Genomic DNA, 17,141 nt, shown 5'->3' on the forward strand with positions numbered 1-17,141 from the left:
CCCCAGCCGCGCCGGGAAAGCGGCGCTCCCGTGCCGCCAGGTCCTGCACAGGGCCCGGTCGGCGGCGCGGAGCGGCGCCCGGGCCCGGGCGGACCCGGCATGGCCGGCCCGCACCGGCAGGGACCGCCGCCAGGGCCACCGCGTCCGCCGCAGGGCGGACAGCAAGGTCAACCGCATACGGGACAGCCGCAGGGCGGACAGCAGATCCAGCCGCTCAGCGGTGAGCCGCCGCTGACGCTGTACCGGGACCGGCGGATCGTGATGTTGCAGCCGGGCACCGAACTGGACCGGTTCGGCGAGCCGAACGGCAACGTCACGTACACGATCCGCACGCCGTACACGCATCGCTCGCTGCCGCCGCAGTGGTCGAACCGCTCGTACTTCGCGTACCGGGTGCAGCGGCCGCTCCAGGCGCTGCGCGGCACCGCAGTGCCGTGGTTCGAACAGCCCGGTGGCGGCACGGCGTTCGTGCTCCCCGCGACGATCAGCGAACTCCTCGCGGACGGCACGCTGGCCGAAATGCCGGCCAACGACCGCCCACCCATCGAGTAACCCGATCTCATTACGAGTGAAGGGCATCTCTTGCCAAGCGAGTTGGCAAGAGATGCCCTTCACTCATTCATCAGCGGTCGAAGCGGCCCGACTTCACCGCGACGAGGAAACCCCGCAGCTGGGTCGGGCTGAACACCAAAGCACCCTGCTCCGGAGCCTTCGAATCCCGCACCGCGCCAACCCCCGGCACGTTCAACGCCAACTCCAAGCAAGTGCCCTTCTCCCTGCTGTGCGTGCTCTTCCGGCATAAGGCAATGGAAAGATCCGTCACCTCGCGCTTCTCCCTCAGGCGTGTTCACAGGGACGAAGCCAGGTGATCCATGAAATCTGCGGTTTCATCCGCTGCAAGCGCGATGTCGGTCATCCGCTCGAAGAGCCGGATGTAGTACGTAATGTCCGTGGGACGCTCCATCCAGACCGCGCCGCGCTGGTTCTCCAGGTAGACGGCGTCCAGGTCATCGAATCCCCCGGCGAACCGCAGCAGGTGGAACGGGCTCTGCATGCCGACGTACGCGCCCGCGTCAAACGGAACGACCTGGATCGTGATGTTGGGTCGCTCGGCGAGTTCCACGAGATGGCGGATCTGGTCGCGCAGGACATCAGTGCCGCCGACCTTCCGGCGCAGCGCCGCTTCATCGAGCACCACGCGGAGTTTGGCCGGGTCGTCTTCCCGATTGACCCGGTCCTGGCGTGCGCGGCGGAACTCGGCTTGCTGCTTGACGCTCTGCTCCGTCACCTTCTCGCCCAGTTCCAAGAAGGCGGCGGCGTACTCCGGGGTTTGCAGCAGGCCGTCGATGAAGTTCGGCGAGTACCGCCAGACCTCGGCGGCGTCGGATTCGAGGCCAACGAAGGATTCGAACCAGTCCGGGAGGCTGACGCTGAAGCCCGTCCACCAGCCCCGTTCATTGGATTGCTCCGCCAAACGGATCAGCGTGTCGAGCATCGGCTCACCGATGTCGTAGCACTGGCACAGCAGCCGCACGTTCCGCGTCAGGATCGTCTGCTTGCCGCCTTCGATCCGGCTGATCGTGGTGCTCGTCAGACCGGCGAACTTCGCCGCGTCCTTGAGGGTCATATCAGCCTTCTCCCGCAATTTCCGCAGTTCTCGGCCTAGCTGACGGCGCCGCACGTTCGGACCTGGACCTTCTTCGCTCATCGCTGATCTCCCAAAGTTCGGGGCTTTCGCAGGCTATTTCATGTCATCACACAAGGAAGTCCCACGATTGAGCGATCAATCCAGGTAATCACAAGAGTCGCACAGCGCCTCGCATCGGTAGGTTGGAGCGAACGGAACTTTCGCGCCGAAGAACGAGACGAAAGTTCCGTTCGCTCCAACAAGTTTCGCGGTCTTCTCGCGAGGACAGCCCGGACGCCGTGTACTGGCCTCATACACAAGTCCGGGATCCCACAGCCGAGAAGACCGCTAAGGTTCCGCTACCCGCACCGCAACGCAAGAAGAGGTTGGAAAACGCTCATTGAAATCGCGGGGAAGGGTGGTCAGTCGACCCGGAGACCGTGGGCGGCGGCGAAGGCGAGGGCCGTCATCGTGTCGATGCGGGCTCCCCTGAGGTTCGCCTGCACGAAGGCATCGGCGTCGATCCGGGATTCCCTCAGGTCCGCCTCTTCCAGGCGGGCACCGAGCAGGCGAGCACCCGTGAAGTCCGCTTCGCGCAGGTCGCAGCGGCGGAGGTCGCATTCGGTGAGATTGGCTTCGCGGAAGCGGATTCCGCGCAGGTCCAGACCGCGCAGATCCGCCTTCCCCATGCCCACCAGCGTCAGATCCGTCTCGCGCAGCGTCCACGCACGCAGGCGGCAGTCCGCGAAGCTCGACCCAAGCAGGCTGCATCCATCCAAAGTGGACTTCCCGAGCACCGTGCGTTCGAACTTGCAGGACCGGAACGCCGTGGCGACGTGCTTCGAACCGTTGAGATCGGTGCCAGTAAACACGCAATCGGTGAACACGCAATTGCGGGTGCTCAGCCCGGACAGGTCGGCATCGGTGAAGTCGCAGCGCTCGAACGTCCGCCCGTCCCACTGCTCGTCCGTCAGCACCGCGTCCTGGAAGTCCTCGCCGACCGCGCTCGTCATGCCCATAGGGTGGCATGCGGCACCGACGTCCCCGGAGGCACCGTCTCGTGGGGTCACGAGACGGTCCAGCCGGTGGCGGCGGCCCAGCCATCAGGACGTCGGTCGCGGGAGCCTTGATCTGCCCATAGTCCGACAGGTCCGACGCGCTCACCGCCAGCCGCTGCTTGAACGCTCCCCACGCTCGACGAGCAGGTTCGTCGGCTCACAGGTAGTCCCTGAACAACAACGCGTAGCGGGCGTTGGGGCCGGCGCCCACCCGGAGGTGGACGTTGCAGGGACGGGCACCGATCGGTGGCGCGAAGACGAGCTTGCGGCAGCGGATCCCACCCGGGACCTCGACGTGGTTCCACGGTTCGGGTCGACACCGGAAGCCGATCGCGGCGAACAGCGCACCATCCCGGGTCTCGTCGATGGAACGCACCCGGACCTGCACGTCGATGCAGTCCTTGGCCGGCAGGCCTGGCACCGAGGTCGAACCTACGTGGTCGATGGCGACCGGCAGGTCGCCCAGCGCCCCGCGCAACTGCTCGGACAACCGCTCGAACTCCCCAGGCCACTCCGGCCGGTAGTCCACCGCTGCAACGGGACGGACCTCGTCAGGAAACGGCACGTCGCGACACGTTACCCCAGCACTGCTAATAGCCACTGATTCGACCCAGGCGCCCCGCCCGTCGATGAGTATTAATAGCGAACCCTCGCGAGCGGAATAATTCATCCCACGCAGCAGGCGGCTCCGCCAGTCTGCGCCGGGTGAATCCGGTCTTGCTCGCACAACGCAGACCTCGACTTCAACGCGCCAATGCCGGACGGCCGCGCCGAAGATCTCAGTACTGCGCCGGCGCCGCGCGACGCCGCCGAGGTCGTCGATCTCGGCTGCTGGTGGGGAGAGCTGCGGCTGCTCGAAGCGGAGCCGAGCGCGGACGGCACCGGCATCGACATCACCGACGAGGAACTGGCCAGGGGCCGCAACGCCGAGGTTCGTGGTGTCGCCGAGCGGGTGCGCTTCGTCCAAAGCGATGCCGCACGCTGGGCCGGAACCACGGACATCGCCATCTCGGTCAGCAGCAGCCATGCGTGGGCGGTATCCAGCAGGCGCTCGAAGCGATCCGGCCCCGGCTGCGAGGCGGTGGTCGGCTGCACTCCGGCGGGGCCTTCCGGGACGAGACGCCGATGCGGAACGACTTCGGCGTAGACGTGTCGCTGGCCAATCTGGTCGAGCTCACTAAGAAATGCGGATTCCGCATGCTGCGGCTCGCGACTGCCAGCACCGACGAGTGGGACAGCTTCGAATCCCGCTGGTGCGGCGCCCTGGAGACGTGGCTGTTGGACGAACCCGGCGCAGCCGGACACGACGAAGTCCGCGCCCTCGCCGAGGAACATCGCGCCACGTGGCCGCGCGGATACCGCGGCGCCCTCGGCTTCGCCTACCTCGTGCTGACCCCGGACTCGAGACCGCTCACGGCACGACGACCACCGGGCGGACCGCCTCCACCACCAGGGTCGCCGGCACGGTGCCGAGCAGGCCGCCGCGGCGGCGGGACCTGCCGACGACGATCAGATCCGCCCGGTACTGCTCCGCGACCTGCTCCAGGCCGACCGCCGGGTCGCCGCGGTGGTGCACGAAGTCCCAGTCGATGTCCACCCACTTCAGGTGCGACACGACCTCCTTCTTCAGCTCCTCGACCAGGCTCTCGGCGGCCTCGCTGGCCACCGCGACACCCATCGGCGACCAATAGGCCACGCCGCCCACCGCCTCGACGTAGACCAGCACCAGGCGGGCGCGCTCCCGCCTGGCAAGGCCGGCTGCCCACGCCGCGGCGTGGAAGCTCGCCGGGGAGCCGTCCATGCCCACGACGATGCCGCCCAGTCCGTCCTTGCCGATCTCGAATTCACGCTCGGTTTTGTCGCCTTCGGCCACGCGGAGATGGTAGTGGGCGCGCGCCGAGCAGTTGGACGCATGCGACACACTCGAAACGTGAACGGCGCACAAACCCCCTCCGACCTGGAACGTCGCGCACTGGACGCGGTGGACGCGAACGGGATTCTGAACGACCTGCGAGAACTCGTCGCGATCCCCAGCGTCGGCGGCACCAGCGGCGAGCACGACGCCCAGCAGTGTGCGCAAACAAGCTCGGCGCGCTGGGACACCGGGTGGACCACTGGCGCATCGACGTCCGGGCGCTCGCCGAGCAGCCCGACTTCCCAGGGCAGGAAGCCGACCGCGACGTCGCCTACGGTTGCGTCGGCGTGCACGGCGACGGCTCGGAGCCCGCGCTGGTGTTCTGCGGGCACACCGACGTCGTCCCGGCCGCTGACCTCGACCGGTGGCCGAATCGCGACCCGTACGCGTTGCGGGTCGAGAACGGTATCGCGGCTGGTCGAGGCACCTGCGACATGAAGGGCGGGCTGGCCGCGATCTTCGGCGCGCTGCAGGCCCTGCGCGCAGCCGGGATCGGGCTCGCCCGGCCGGTAGCCGTGCACACCGTCGTCGGCGAGGATGACGGCGGGCTGGGCACCTTCGCGACGCTCCAGCGCGGACATCGCGGTGCCGCTTGCGTCCTGGCCGAGCCGAGCTCGGGCACGATCGTGGCCGCGAACGCCGGGGCACTCACGTTCCGGCTCGAAATCACCGGTCAGAGCACGCACGGGTCCACCCGCTACCGCGGCGTGAACGCGTTGGACAAGCTCGCTGGACTGCTGCCGGTGCTGCGCGAACTGGAGGCCCGCCGCAACACCGACCCCGACCCGCTGGTCGCGCACCTCGAGGTGCCGTATCCGCTGTCCATCGGCATGGCGCGAGTCGGCGACTGGGCCAGCACGGTGCCGGACCTCGCGATCGTCGAAGGCCGCTACGGTGTCCGCATCGACGAGTCGCCCGACGCCGCAAAGGCCGACTTCGCCGAGACCATCGCGCAGGCGTGCGCCACGGACCCGTGGTTGGCGGAGCACCCCGTCCGGGTCTCCTGGGCCGGGCGGAATCTTCGCCAGCGGACGGCTGCCCGAAGGACATCAGCTGCTCGCCGAAACCCAGGACGCCGTCGCCGCGGCCGGGGCTCCCCGCCCGTCGGCGTTGGGCGCCCCGTACGGCACGGACCTGCGGCTCTACGCAGCCGCCGGAATCCCGACGCTCCAGTACGGGCCCGGCGACATCCGCTACGCGCACGCGCACGATGAACACGTCGCGATCAAGGAGCTGGAGCAGGCCGCGCGTGCCTACGCCCTGCTGGCCATCCGCCGCTGCGGCATCGCCTGACGGCCCGCGATGCCCCGAGTCCTCTGCTCGGGCGGACTCACCGAACTTCCCGCGACGTCAGCGGTCACGAGCAACATCGCCCGGCAGCGCCATGTCGGAGACACCGCAGCATCGAACGCGGGCCACGAAAGACGGGCAGCCAAGGCGAACGACGTGCTGCACCGGCATGTTGAGCTGCCAAGGGCGCCTCCTGCGCATCCGGCTGGGCAAGGGGTGGACGGGGATTTCGAATGGCCCGGGCACGCGTGCCGGCACGCACGTCGTGCCCGGGCTCTGGCGTTTCCGGTGCCTCCGGTCAGGTTTCGGAACCACACTCTGGGAGGGAGAAGTGTTCTTCCGCTGCCGGTCGGGCATGGTCGACGCCGGGTTCGGTGGCCACAGTGGCCGGCGAGATGCGAGGCTCGCCGTGGCTAGTGGAAGTCGCGCGAGGTCGAGGGGATGCGCACTTCCAGTTTCTGCAGCCGGTCAGCTCTCAGATTGATCACTCCTTCCGCTCGTTCGACGATTCCGCGCACCAGCAACGCCGCACTGGTGCGCCCGACCTTTCGGTAGCGCGCCCACAAACCCTGCGAGCACATGACGTTGACCATTCCGGTCTCGTCCTCCAGGTTCAGGAACGTGATGCCGCCCGCCGTGGCCGGTCGCTGCCGGTGGGTCACCGCACCGCCCACCAGCACCCGGGTTCCGTGCTCCACTTCGGACAGTTGTGATGCCGAGAGCGCCCCCAGCTCGTCCAACCTGGAGCGGACGAACTGCAAAGGGAAGCTGTCCGGCGACACCCCGGTGGCCCACACATCCGCGGCAGCCATCTCCACGCCGTCCATCCCCGGCAACGCAGGGGCGGCGGCCGACGCGGTGGTGCCCGGCAACCGATCCGGCCGGTCGCCGGCAGCGGCGGCGGCGTTCCACAGCGCCTCCCGCCGGGACAGGCCGAAGCAGTCGAATGCGCCGGCGGTCGCCAACGCCTCCATCTGCGCGGCAGTCAGATGCGTTCGGCGCGCCACATCGGCCATGTCGACGTACGGGCCGTTCTCCGCACGTTCGGTGACCAACCGCTCGGCGGCGCCTTCCCCGAGCTTGCGCACGGAAGCCAGCCCCAGGCGCACCGCCCGCTCGCCTTCGCTGGCCTCGTCCAGCTCCAGGTCGGCCTGGGCACGACTCGCGTTGACGTCCGGTCCGCGCACCCGCACCCCGTGCCGACGGGCGTCCGCGACCAACGACTGCGGCGAGTAGAAACCCATCGGCTGGGCCTTGAGCAGCGCCGCGCAGAACACCGCCGGGTAGTAGTGCTTGAACCACGCGCTGGCGAAGACCAGCAGCGCGAAGCTCAGGGCATGGCTCTCCGGGAAGCCGTAGTTCGCGAAGGCCAGCATCCGCTGGTAGATCCGCTCCGCCAGCTCCCCTGAAATGTCCTTGGCCGCCATCCCCTCGAACAGCCGCCCCCGGAGTCGCTCCATCCGCTCCGCGGAACGCTTGGCCCCCATCGCCCGCCGCAGCTGGTCCGCCTCGGCCGGGGAGAAGCCCGCGACGTCGACCGCGAGCTGCATCAGCTGCTCCTGGAACAGCGGAACGCCAAGGGTCTTCTGCAGCGCACCGGCCATCGACGGATGCTCGAAGTCCCACTCCTCCAGCCCGTTGCGGCGCCGGATGTACGGGTGCACCGAACCGCCCTGGATCGGGCCCGGCCGGATCAGCGCCACCTCCACCACGAGGTCGTAGAACTCCCGCGGCTTCAACCTCGGCAGCGTGGCCAGCTGCGCGCGGCTTTCCACCTGGAACACTCCGACCGCATCGGCCCGCCGCAGCATCTCGTACACCGCGTCGTCGTTCAGGTCCAACTCGCCGAGGTCGACCTCGATCCCGTGGTGCTCGAGGGCCATGTCGATCGCGTAGTGCAGCGCCGAGAGCATGCCCAGGCCCAGCAGGTCGAACTTGACCAGGCCGACCTCCGCGCAGTCGTCCTTGTCCCACTGCAGGACGGTGCGGCCGGGCATCCGCGCCCACTCCACCGGGCAGACCTCGCTGACCGGCTGGTGGCAGATCACCATCCCGCCGGAGTGGATGCCCAGGTGCCGGGGGAAGCCCATCAACTCGTCGGCCAGCCCGCGCACCGGATCGGGGATCTCGGAGTCCTCGGGCAGCGGCCCCCAGTGCTCGATCTCCTTGCTCCAGGCGTCCTGCTGACCGGGCGAATAGCCGAGGGCCCGCGCGACGTCCCGCACCGCCGACCGCGGCCGGTAGCTGATCACGTTCGCGACCTGCGCGGCGTGCATCCGGCCGTACTTGCGGTAGACGTACTGGATCACCTCCTCGCGGCGGTCCGACTCGATGTCCAGGTCGATGTCGGGCGGCCCGTCCCGCGCCGGGGCGAGGAATCGCTCGAAGAGCAGCCGGTAGCGGACCGGGTCGGCGTTGGTGATCCGCAGCGCGAAGCACACCGCCGAGTTCGCCGCCGAACCCCGCCCCTGGCACAGAATCCGCTGGTTCCGGCAGAACTCCACGATGTCAGACACCACCAGGAAGTAGCCGGGGAACTCCAGCTGCTCGATCATCGCCAGCTCGTGCTCGATCTGCCGGTAGGCCGCAGGGTTGTCCTGCGGCAGGCCGTACCGGTCGAGCGCGCCCTGGTAGGTCAGTTCGCGCAGCCAGCTCGCCTCGGTGCGGCCCGTCGGCACGTCGAACGGGGGCAGTTTCGGGGCGACCAGCTTCAGGTCGAAGGCGAACTCCCGGCCGAGTTCGGCAGCCCGCTGCACGGCCCCCGGGTAGCGGGCGAACATCCCGGCCAGCTCCGCGCCGGAACGCAGGTAATTGCCCGCCCAGGCGGGCAGCCAGCCGTCCATGTCGTCCAGGCTGCGGCGGGCCCGGATCGCCGCCACCGCGGCGGCCAGCCGAGCGCGTTCCGGCCGGGCGAGGTGCGCACCGGTGGTGGCCACTGTGGACACCCCCGCGCGGTCGGCGAGCTCGACCAGGGCGTCGTTGCGCTCCGAATCGGCGGGCAGCCCGTGGTCGGTCAGCTCTACCGTGACGCGGTCCCGGCCGAACAGCTCGATCAGCCGCTCCAACTCCGCGGTGGCCGCCGCCGGGCCGCTTTCGACGAGCGCCGCCGGGATGGCGCCCTTTCGGCACCCGGTGAGCACCTGCCAGTGCCCCGCTGCCGCACCCGGGAGCCGCTCCAGCTCGTACACCGGGCGTCCCTTCACCCCGCCTGCCAACTGGGCTTCGCTGATCGCCCGGCACAGGCTCGCGTAACCGGCCGGATCGCGGGCCAGCACCAGCAGGTGCCGGCCTTCCGGATCGGCGACCCCGTTCTGCGGCGCCGGAAGCCCCAGGCTCAGCTCCGCCCCGAACACGGTGCGCACCCCGTGCTCTGCCGCGGACTCGGCGAAACGCACCACCCCGTACAGCCCGTCGTGGTCGGTCAGTGCGATCGCCTCCAGCCCGAGCCGCGCCGCCTCCGCCGCCAGTTCCTCGGGGTGGCTCGCGCCGTCGAGGAAGCTGAAGTTGGAGTGCGCGTGCAGTTCCGCATAGGGCACCACTGGTGCGGCGTCCACGCGCTGCGGAGTCCACGCTGGACCGTCGTTCTCGCCGCCGGGCCGCCTCTCGTCGCGCAGCCGGCGCCCGGCGGGTAAAGGCGGTCGCCCGGAGAGCGCCTTCTCCAGGTCAGACCACGTCTGGGGCGGGTTGAACCAACTCATGAAGCTAGTGAACTCCTGTTCGAATCACCGACGCTACCAAATAAGCCACACTCCACTCGAACGAGTGTTCGCCACTATCGATAGGCGCCCTGCACCCACCACCGGCCCCCTTCGTGCACCAGCAGCAGCGCCACCTCGCCCGCCGCATCGTCGGCACCGGCGGCCGCAGCCGGGTCCGCCTCCGGCTCGAGCACGACCTGGACCCGCACCGACGACCGCGGCGGCACCTGCACCGTCGGCGCCGTCTGGCCCGCTCCGTCCGCCAGCAGCTCCGCCCACCAGCGCTCCGCCACCGGCCACGGCCCGGCCCAGCTGGACACCACTCGCGACCGCCCGCCCGACACCCCCACGCGACACGGCTCGGCGGTGAGCCGATGCCGGCCGGTGACGCCCACCGGGCAGCCGTCGCCGTCGAAAACCTCCGCAGGCCAAGGCGAATCCGGCACCACCGATGGCGACGGCGACGGAATGCGCCCCGGCCACGGCCGGTCGGCAGGCAGCGCGGGGCGGCGTTCATCGCCCCACGGCACGAACCGAACCTGGTCGCGCAGGTCCCGGCCGCCGCCGAGCACCCCGGTCAGGACCGCCTCCGGCCCGAGCATGCCCTGCACCCGCGCGAACGCACGTCCGGCGCGGGCGTCCGCTTCCCCGGTCGCGGCGTTGAGCAGGTCGAGCTGCAGCCCACCTGCCCCGACGACCTCTTCCGGCCGCAGGCTCAGCACGCTCACCCCGGCCGTCGGGCGCTGCCGACCGCTGCGGCCGTTCAACCAACCGTCGAGCTGCCAGCGCACCCGGTCCGCGGTGGCCGCCGGCGTCAACGGCTCCGCGCACCGCCACGCCCGGTGTAGTTCCTCGCCGTGCTCGGTGCGGGCCGAAATCCCCAGCCTGGTGCAGGCCAGCCCGAGTTCGCCCAGCCTGGCGTGCAGCTGGTCCGCCAGGATCTTCGCCACGAACGCGGCCTGGTCCACCCGGTCCAGCGGCGGATCGAGTTCCTCTTCCACCACCAGGTCCGACGGCGGACGGCGCCGCTCGACCGGCCGCTCTTCCCCTCCGCCGGCCACGCGGTGCACCAGCAGCGCGGCCCGCCCGAACCGGGTGGACACGTCCGACGAAGACAGCGCCGCGAACTCGCCCAACGCGCGAATCCCCAACCGCCGCAACAGATCCACCAGTTCCGCCTGATCGGCGGCACGCTGTCCGTTGAGCTGATCGGTCAGCTGGTCGATCTCCTCGATCGGCAGCGGGGCGAGGAATTCCCGGCTGCGCCCGGGCGCCACGTGCTCGCTGCGCCGAGCCGCCAGAACGGCCGCGAACAGCCCGTCCGCAACGCCGATCCGGCACTCGACACCGACCTGCGCGTCCAACTGGTCCACCACTCGCTCGGCGACGGCCTCCTCGGATCCGAAGTAGCGGGCAGGCCCCCGCGCCGGGACCGCCACCAGTCCCGGCCGCACGACCTCCACGCCCGGCATCAGCTCTTCAACCGCCGCCACGACCGGCTCGAACAACCGCACATCCCGGGCCGGGTCGTGTTCACACACCACCAGTTCCGGACACCGGCCCTGCGCTTCGCGGCGGCGCATCCCGCGACGCACCCCGCTGCCGCGAGCCGTTTCCGAGCAGGCCACCACCCGGTTGGCCGCGAACACCGCAGCAGGCACCAGCGGTCCGAGCTCGGCGGCGCGAGCGGCGGCAACCACCGGCCAGTCCGGACACCAGATGACGAGGCGACGAGGCGGCATCATCTTCACCCCGCCACCGGCCTCAGTTGCGGCCGGACGACCTCGTCCGGTTCGTCCGCGGGCACCCCGATCGTCCCGTCCCGCGCCGGGAGCAGCAATCGGCACGAACGCGGCCGGGACGCCGCACCGCGCCCACCCGCGCGTACCGTGACGGCACGTTCCCGCAGGTAGCCATGACCCTGCCCAAGTCCTTGCCAACTGGCATCGGCGCACCGCAGCTGCACCTCGGCCCCAGACCACGGACCGAACGGCAGCAGCACCGAACCTCGATTGCGCGCCCGCGCCGACAACCGGCGGGCATCCGAATCGGCCACCTGCCTGGTGCCGCCCACCGCCACCAGGTCGACCCCGTCGAGCAGCGCGGCGATCACACCCACCGGATCGCCGCCCGGCCGCGGCACCACCGCGAGTCTGGCGAGCTCCACCCCGGCCTCGGCCGCCGCGACCAGACTGATGCCGGACAACCCCACCACCGCTGCCCACGACCCGTTCGCCGTCGCCTTCGACAGCAGCGCGAACAGCAGCGAAACCGATCCGTGCACCGCCACCGTGCTGCCACGGCGCAAACCTGGCCACGGCAGCACGGCGGCGAGCTCCGTCCGCGTGGGCAGCACCCGGCCCGCTCCCGGGACACCACCCGCCTCGACGGCCGGCACACCCACGGACACCCCGTCAGCCGTGGACGTGCCCAGCGCCGCCAAGGACGCCATCGCGGACATCGCTGCCTCCCCACATGTGACCGCATGGGTGCCCGACCCCGGCGCGGGCACCCATCAGCCGCTGTGGGGAAGACAGCGGTGGAGTCTGCGCTGCGCCTGCACCTGGAACACAGCGCCGACTCCATCGGAGTAGCCGACCCCGACACCGGCCACTTCCGTTATCTCGAACCTCAGTTCGAACAAGGTTAAGTAAACCCTGCGCAGCGGCCCGCGTCAAGACCAATCGCCAGATTGAGTGAACATCTGTTCGAGAAAGATTTTCGCCAAACTTCTGGCTACACTCGGCTTATGACGACGATCCCATTAGGAGAAGCCCGCGACCGGTTGTCAGAGGTAGTCGCGCAGGTCGAGAGCACCCATGATCGAGTTGCCATCACCCGGCATGGTCGGCCCGCCGCGGTCCTCATCTCCCCCGACGACCTTTCGTCCCTCGAAGAGACCCTGGACCTACTGACCACTCCCGGCGAGGCGGAGGCCATCCGGGAGGGCGTGGCGGACGCCGCAGCGGGGCGCTTCGTTGACACCGAAGAGATCAAGAGGCACTACCTGCAGTGACCTACACCATCAAGATCACCGCACGTGCAGGGCGTGATCTCGCGCTACTCCCGGAGAAGGTCGCGGCGGCTTGCGCCGAGTTCATCTTCGGGCCGCTGGCCGAAAGCCCGCACCGGCTCGGCAAACCATTGTTCGGAGAGTTCAAGGGCCTGCACTCGGCCCGCCGGAGCGCATACCGCGTGGTGTACGCGATTCAAGATGACACCGTGGTGGTCGAAGTTGTCCGGATCGCCCATCGAGCCGACGTCTACCGATAGGAAGCAAACGCCAGGAACCGCACACAGCCGCCCTGTCGAAGAGGCGGCCGTCCTGCACGCCTACGCCCAGCTGCGGCGGAACCGCGGAATGGGTGGCATACCTCGACGAGCTTCGACAGACGGACCACGGCCGCGGCGGCGGGGTGGAAAGTGCGTTCGCCGAGTACCCGGATACCAAAAAATGGGGCGCCGGACCAGTAGCAACGGCCCGGCACCCCACTCGCGATGATCAGTGCGCGAAGTGGCGCGTCCCCGTGAAGTAGAGGGGCACTCCCACCGCCTCCGCCACCGCGATGGTTTCGTCGTCACGGACCGAACCGCCGGGCTGCACGATCGCACGAACCCCGGCGTCCAGCAGCACCTGCGGGCCGTCCGCGAACGGGAAGAACGCGTCGGACGCGGCCACCGAGCCCTTCGCCCGGTCGCCCGCCCGCGACACCGCGAGGCGCGCCGAGTCGACCCGGTTCACCTGACCCATGCCCACGCCGACGGTCGCCCCATCATTGGCCAGCAGGATCGCGTTGGACTTCACCGCGCGGCAGGCGCGCCAGGCGAACTTCAGGTCCGCCAGCGTGGCCTCGTCCACCGGCGAGCCGGTCGCCAGCGTCCAGTTCGCGGGGTCGTCGCCCTCGGCGTCGATGGCGTCGGAGCCCTGCACCAGCATGCCGCCGGAGATCGCCCGCATCTCGATCCGGCCGCTCTTGGGCGGCTGCGCGGTCAGGATCCGGATGTTCTTCTTCTTGCTCAGCACGTCCACCGCGCCGTCGGCGTAGCCCGGCGCCACGATCACCTCGGTGAAGATCTCGGCGACCTGCTGGGCCATCTCCAGCGACACCTCGCGGTTCGTCGCGATCACGCCGCCGTACGCGCTCACCGAGTCGCACTCGTGCGCCTTGCGGTGCGCTGCGGCGATATCGTCGGCCACCGCGATCCCGCACGGGTTGGCGTGCTTGATGATCGCCACACACGGCTCGCTGTGGTCGTGCGCAGCGCGCCACGCGGCGTCGGCGTCGACGTAGTTGTTGTACGACATCTCCTTGCCGTGCAGCTGCGCTGCGGCCGCCAGCCCGGTCGCTTCACCGCCGGAGACGTACAGCGCGGCGGGCTGGTGCGGGTTCTCGCCGTAGCGCAGCGCGGAGCGGCGCTCCCAGGTCTCCCCGATCCAGCCGGGAAACACCGAGGCGTCCCCGGTCGGCACCTTGCTCATCCAGGACGCGACCGCGACGTCGTAGGACGCGGTGTGCCGGAACGCGGCCGCGGCCAGCTCGACCCGGTCGGCCAGCGTGAAGCCGCCATCGCGGACCTGCTCCAGCACCCACTCGTAGCGGCTCGGGTCGACCACGACGGCGACGTTCGCGTGGTTCTTGGCGGAGGCCCGGACCATCGCCGGCCCGCCGATGTCGATCTGCTCGATCACCTCATCCGGCGCGGCACCCGAGGCCACCGTCTGCACGAACGGGTACAGGTTCACGATCAGCAGCTCGAACGGCGCGATGTCCAGGTCGCGCAACTGGCCGGCGTGCTCCGGGCGGCGCAGGTCGGCGAGCAGCCCGGCATGCACCCGCGGGTGCAGGGTCTTGACCCGGCCGTCGAGCGCCTCCGGGAACCCGGTGAGCTCCTCGACCGGGGTGACCGGCACGCCCGCAGCTGCGATCGTGCGGGCCGTGCCGCCGGTGGACACGATCTCCACGCCTGCGGCGTGCAGTCCGGTTGCCAGCTCCAGCAGGCCCGACTTGTCCGACACGCCGATCAGCGCGCGGCGAACGGCTCGCCGCTCCTGCGAGTTCGCGGTCACGGGATACTCACCTTCCGTCCCTGCACGGTCCAACCGTGCAACGCCAGCTCTTCCAGGGTCTCGACCAGCAGCCGCCGTTCGACGGCTTTGATCCGCTCGTGGAGGCTCGCCTCGTCGTCGCCGGACCGCACCTCGACGGTTTCCTGCGCCAGGATTGGCCCGGTGTCCACGCCGGCGTCCACCACGAACAACGTGCAGCCGGTGACCCGAACCCCATACTCCAGCGCATCCCGCACCCCGTGCATGCCGGGGAACGACGGCAGTAGCGCCGGGTGGCTGTTGAGGTACCGGCCGGCGAAGCGGGCCAAGAAGTCGTCGCCGACGAGCTTCATGAACCCGGCGGAGACCACCAGGTCCGGCTCGTGCTCGGCACATGCCTCGGTCAGCGCCCGGTCCCAGTCCGCACGACTGGCGTGGTCCTTGATCCGGCGTACGAAGGTCGGCACCCCGGCGCGCTTGGCGCGGGCCAGCCCCTCGATGCCGTCGCGATCGGCGCCCACCGCGACCACCTGCACCGGGAAGTCGGGTGAGCTCGTCGCATCGAGCAGGGCCTGCAGCAGGGTGCCGGAGCCGGATACCAGCACGACGACCCGCGCTGGGCCAGCGGTGGCGAACCGGGTGTGTTGCGAGTGCGCGGCGGCGCTCGGCTGGTCGGGCGTACTCGGGTTCAGCGTTCGCTCCTGACATGCCTCGGCACGATCTCTCGCAGCAGCGTAAGCGCTGATTGCGGTGCCGACGCCGCCAGGGCCCTGGCGAGTGGCGCAGCCCTCACCTCCGGTCGTCCCCGGAGAGGTCGCCGTCGAACTCGGTGGGGTCGATCTCGCTGACCTTACGCACGGGCGGCTCCGCATCCGCGGCCATGCGGGCTTGCGGAATCGCCGGTTCCGAGTCGTCCGGTTCCTTCTCCGCGAATGCGGCGTCGGGCCTCGGGTCGGCGTGATCGCCGTCGGCATCGGCGGTGCTGTCCGCGGCGTCGTCGGCGGTGTCGGCTGCATCTGCGTTCGCGCCTTCGGGCGCCTCGCCGTCGGCCTCCGGACCAGCGGTTTCCTCGGTGGCGGGCACGTCGATGTCCGGCCCGGCGAGCCAGGTGACGGCGGCGGCCGGAATCGCGACCCAGCACAGCGTCGCGGTGGCCAGTGCGACGGGCCGCAGCGTCACCTGCCCGAACGGACCATTGCCCAGATCGCCTCCCGCGACGTACGCGAGCAGCAACGTCCCGAGCGCCGCGACCACGGCGGCCACACCGACCGCGAGCAGCCTGCGCGCCAGGCTGCCGGGCACCCGGCGGCAGGCGGCTCCGACGAGGAGCCCGACGACGAGCGGCAGCGCCAGCACGATCGCCCACCAGGCCGCCGAATCGTGCGTCGGCAGGACTGCGAGCAGCGGCAGGTCCGGCACCGGGCCGGGCACGACGTGCAGCGGCTGGACATCGAGCCGACCGATCGACAAGCCCGTCCCGGCGGCGAAGGACCAGCCCGCCAGCACCGCGTTCGGGAGGTACAGGATCGACGCCAGCGTAGTGCCGACCGCGTCACCTGCGGTATTCCCGAGGCTCGCCATCGCGGCGACCATCGCCGAGCCCGACAGGCAGATCCCGGCCAGCAGCACCACGCCACCGGCCCCGACGAGCGCCGCCAGCGCCAGCAGGCCGAGGCGCATGCCCGACCAGACCTCGGCTTCGACCCGCTCCCAGACCAGGTAGATCAGCCCGCACCGGTTCGCCACACCGGCCGCCGAGGCGGTCGTGGCGGTCAACCCGCAGCTCACGAACGCATCCACCGGGATCGCGTGCACTGGCCCGCCCAGCACCACTCCGATGCCGGCACCTACGAAGGCGTGCACCAGACCCATCGCCGTGATCAACGGCCATGCCTGGTCCGGGCGTCGCAGGCGGGAGCGCCGCGCGACCCAGGCCGATGCGATGGCGATCAGCAGCATCACCAGCGCGGTCGGCAGCAGCGGCAGGACGCTCAGCGGGGCGCCCGTGATCTTCAGCGCCGTCTGGTGCAGCGCGAGCCACCCTGGCAGGGCTCCCAACAGCACCACGACCGGGTTGAACTGCGCGCCGTCGGCGGTCGCCATCACCAGCGCGATCAGCCCCGCGGCGATCAGATAGCCGGCGAGCAGGACCACGACGACGGCCACCGCGAGCAACCACCAGCGGATTCCGAGCCGGCGTTCGCGGGGGCCGTCGGCGATGGCGTGGGGGATCGAGTCGAGCACGGACACGCAGCTGAATGTCGCACTGGCATTCCGCCGAACGGGTCACAACACGCCGCAATCTCCGCCCATCGAGCGACACCCTTGGTCCACATTGGACATCCGTGCCGAGCCGTCTGCCCCGAACGAGACCGACGCTTGGGGCATGCCGGGCGGATCACGTCCTAGTCGTCCGACCTCCTCCGAACGGATCCCGCAACGAGGCCGCTTAGCTCGATCGCGAACCGCGAGCCGGTAAAGAACGAGCGCGGGCGGCAGTGCCGCC

General features: G+C 70.1%; 16 protein-coding genes and 1 pseudogene. 6 read left to right on the plus strand and 11 right to left on the minus strand.

The features are described 5' to 3' along the window. The coding region (locus SSPN_RS0139820) for a TNT domain-containing protein (protein WP_148272125.1) at positions 1–552 on the plus strand (552 nt) is incomplete at its 5' end. Between the two features lie 70 nt (positions 553–622). Here the strand turns inward: SSPN_RS0139820 and SSPN_RS0139825 are convergent. The 4 genes from SSPN_RS0139825 to SSPN_RS58945 all read right to left on the minus strand — a co-directional run bounded on the left by SSPN_RS0139825 (position 623) and on the right by SSPN_RS58945 (position 3,250). Further along, on the minus strand, positions 623–823 hold the full coding sequence (locus SSPN_RS0139825; protein WP_029536192.1) for a DUF397 domain-containing protein: 201 nt from the start codon (positions 821–823) through the stop codon (positions 623–625). Between the two features lie 24 nt (positions 824–847). Further along, a complete protein-coding gene (locus SSPN_RS0139830) occupies positions 848–1,708 on the minus strand; it encodes a helix-turn-helix domain-containing protein (protein ID WP_029536193.1) in 861 nt (286 codons plus the stop codon). A 341-nt stretch (positions 1,709–2,049) separates the two neighbouring features. After that, a complete protein-coding gene (locus SSPN_RS0139835) occupies positions 2,050–2,646 on the minus strand; it encodes a pentapeptide repeat-containing protein (protein WP_010315998.1) in 597 nt (198 codons plus the stop codon). 196 nt (positions 2,647–2,842) lie between these two features. Continuing rightward, on the minus strand, positions 2,843–3,250 hold the full coding sequence (locus tag SSPN_RS58945) for a GrpB family protein (RefSeq protein WP_202799013.1): 408 nt from the start codon (positions 3,248–3,250) through the stop codon (positions 2,843–2,845). A gap of 189 nt (positions 3,251–3,439) precedes the next feature. On the opposite strand from SSPN_RS58945, the gene SSPN_RS58100 reads away from it, so the two are divergent. Beyond that, a complete protein-coding gene (locus SSPN_RS58100) occupies positions 3,440–3,832 on the plus strand; it encodes an SAM-dependent methyltransferase (protein WP_010316003.1) in 393 nt (130 codons plus the stop codon). Between the two features lie 264 nt (positions 3,833–4,096). Here the strand turns inward: SSPN_RS58100 and SSPN_RS0139850 are convergent, their stop codons facing one another. Continuing rightward, a complete protein-coding gene (locus SSPN_RS0139850) occupies positions 4,097–4,765 on the minus strand; it encodes a universal stress protein (RefSeq protein WP_237710965.1) in 669 nt (222 codons plus the stop codon). A 152-nt stretch (positions 4,766–4,917) separates the two neighbouring features. Here SSPN_RS0139850 and SSPN_RS61220 point away from each other — a divergent pair. Both SSPN_RS61220 and SSPN_RS61225 read left to right on the plus strand, forming a co-directional pair. Further along, a pseudogene (locus SSPN_RS61220) lies at positions 4,918–5,505 on the plus strand (M20/M25/M40 family metallo-hydrolase); the annotation flags it as partial. After that, positions 5,495–5,893: a M20/M25/M40 family metallo-hydrolase gene (locus SSPN_RS61225; RefSeq protein ID WP_237710978.1), complete on the plus strand. Its 399-nt coding sequence runs from the start codon at positions 5,495–5,497 to the stop codon at positions 5,891–5,893. The pseudogene SSPN_RS61220 and the gene SSPN_RS61225, both read left to right, overlap by 11 nt. A gap of 410 nt (positions 5,894–6,303) precedes the next feature. Here the strand turns inward: SSPN_RS61225 and SSPN_RS0139860 are convergent, their stop codons facing one another. From SSPN_RS0139860 to SSPN_RS0139870, 3 genes are all read right to left on the minus strand, one after another. Next, a complete protein-coding gene (locus SSPN_RS0139860) occupies positions 6,304–9,588 on the minus strand; it encodes an error-prone DNA polymerase (RefSeq protein ID WP_010316005.1) in 3,285 nt (1,094 codons plus the stop codon). A gap of 74 nt (positions 9,589–9,662) precedes the next feature. Then, on the minus strand, positions 9,663–11,333 hold the full coding sequence (locus SSPN_RS0139865; protein WP_029536195.1) for a DNA polymerase Y family protein: 1,671 nt from the start codon (positions 11,331–11,333) through the stop codon (positions 9,663–9,665). A gap of 2 nt (positions 11,334–11,335) precedes the next feature. Then, the gene (locus SSPN_RS0139870; RefSeq protein WP_010316009.1) at positions 11,336–12,049 is read right to left on the minus strand and encodes a hypothetical protein; all 714 of its coding nucleotides are present in this window, start codon (positions 12,047–12,049) and stop codon (positions 11,336–11,338) included. Positions 12,050–12,337: 288 nt separating this feature from the next. Between SSPN_RS0139870 and SSPN_RS0139880 the strand changes: the two genes are divergently transcribed. Then, positions 12,338–12,604 carry a type II toxin-antitoxin system Phd/YefM family antitoxin gene (locus tag SSPN_RS0139880; RefSeq protein ID WP_029536196.1) on the plus strand — a complete coding sequence of 89 codons (267 nt, stop codon included), beginning with the start codon at positions 12,338–12,340 and terminating at the stop codon, positions 12,602–12,604. After that, the gene (locus SSPN_RS0139885; RefSeq protein ID WP_010316014.1) at positions 12,601–12,861 is read left to right on the plus strand and encodes a type II toxin-antitoxin system RelE family toxin; all 261 of its coding nucleotides are present in this window, start codon (positions 12,601–12,603) and stop codon (positions 12,859–12,861) included. Before SSPN_RS0139880 ends, SSPN_RS0139885 begins: the two co-directional genes overlap by 4 nt. A 229-nt stretch (positions 12,862–13,090) precedes the next feature. Here SSPN_RS0139885 and purH read toward each other — a convergent pair whose 3' ends face one another. The 3 genes from purH to SSPN_RS0139900 form a co-directional block, all read right to left on the minus strand. Continuing rightward, positions 13,091–14,656, minus strand: coding sequence for a bifunctional phosphoribosylaminoimidazolecarboxamide formyltransferase/IMP cyclohydrolase (gene purH / locus SSPN_RS0139890; protein WP_010316016.1), 1,566 nt, complete (start codon positions 14,654–14,656; stop codon positions 13,091–13,093). After that, the gene (gene purN / locus SSPN_RS0139895) at positions 14,653–15,240 is read right to left on the minus strand and encodes a phosphoribosylglycinamide formyltransferase (RefSeq protein ID WP_010316018.1); all 588 of its coding nucleotides are present in this window, start codon (positions 15,238–15,240) and stop codon (positions 14,653–14,655) included. The genes purH and purN overlap by 4 nt, the downstream gene beginning before the upstream one ends. 184 nt (positions 15,241–15,424) lie before the next feature. Next, entirely contained in the window at positions 15,425–16,879 is a 1,455-nt protein-coding gene (locus tag SSPN_RS0139900) for a cell division protein PerM (RefSeq protein WP_148272123.1), read from the minus strand. Positions 16,880–17,141 lie beyond the last annotated feature (262 nt).

Source organism: Saccharopolyspora spinosa NRRL 18395 (assembly GCF_000194155.1).
Taxonomy (GTDB): domain Bacteria; phylum Actinomycetota; class Actinomycetes; order Mycobacteriales; family Pseudonocardiaceae; genus Saccharopolyspora; species Saccharopolyspora spinosa.

Bases quoted from the DNA above. Each gene is read 5' to 3' on its own strand.
- SSPN_RS0139830 (WP_029536193.1), bottom strand. From the start codon at position 1,708: ATGAGCGAAGAAGGTCCAGGTCCGAACGTGCGGCGCCGTCAGCTAGGC.
- SSPN_RS0139870 (WP_010316009.1), bottom strand. From the start codon at position 12,049: ATGTCCGCGATGGCGTCCTTGGCGGCGCTGGGCACGTCCACGGCTGAC.
- SSPN_RS58100 (WP_010316003.1), top strand. From the start codon at position 3,440: ATGCCGGACGGCCGCGCCGAAGATCTCAGTACTGCGCCGGCGCCGCGC.
- SSPN_RS0139835 (WP_010315998.1), bottom strand. From the start codon at position 2,646: ATGGGCATGACGAGCGCGGTCGGCGAGGACTTCCAGGACGCGGTGCTG.
- SSPN_RS0139880 (WP_029536196.1), top strand. From the start codon at position 12,338: ATGACGACGATCCCATTAGGAGAAGCCCGCGACCGGTTGTCAGAGGTA.
- SSPN_RS0139860 (WP_010316005.1), bottom strand. From the start codon at position 9,588: ATGAGTTGGTTCAACCCGCCCCAGACGTGGTCTGACCTGGAGAAGGCG.
- SSPN_RS0139865 (WP_029536195.1), bottom strand. From the start codon at position 11,333: ATGATGCCGCCTCGTCGCCTCGTCATCTGGTGTCCGGACTGGCCGGTG.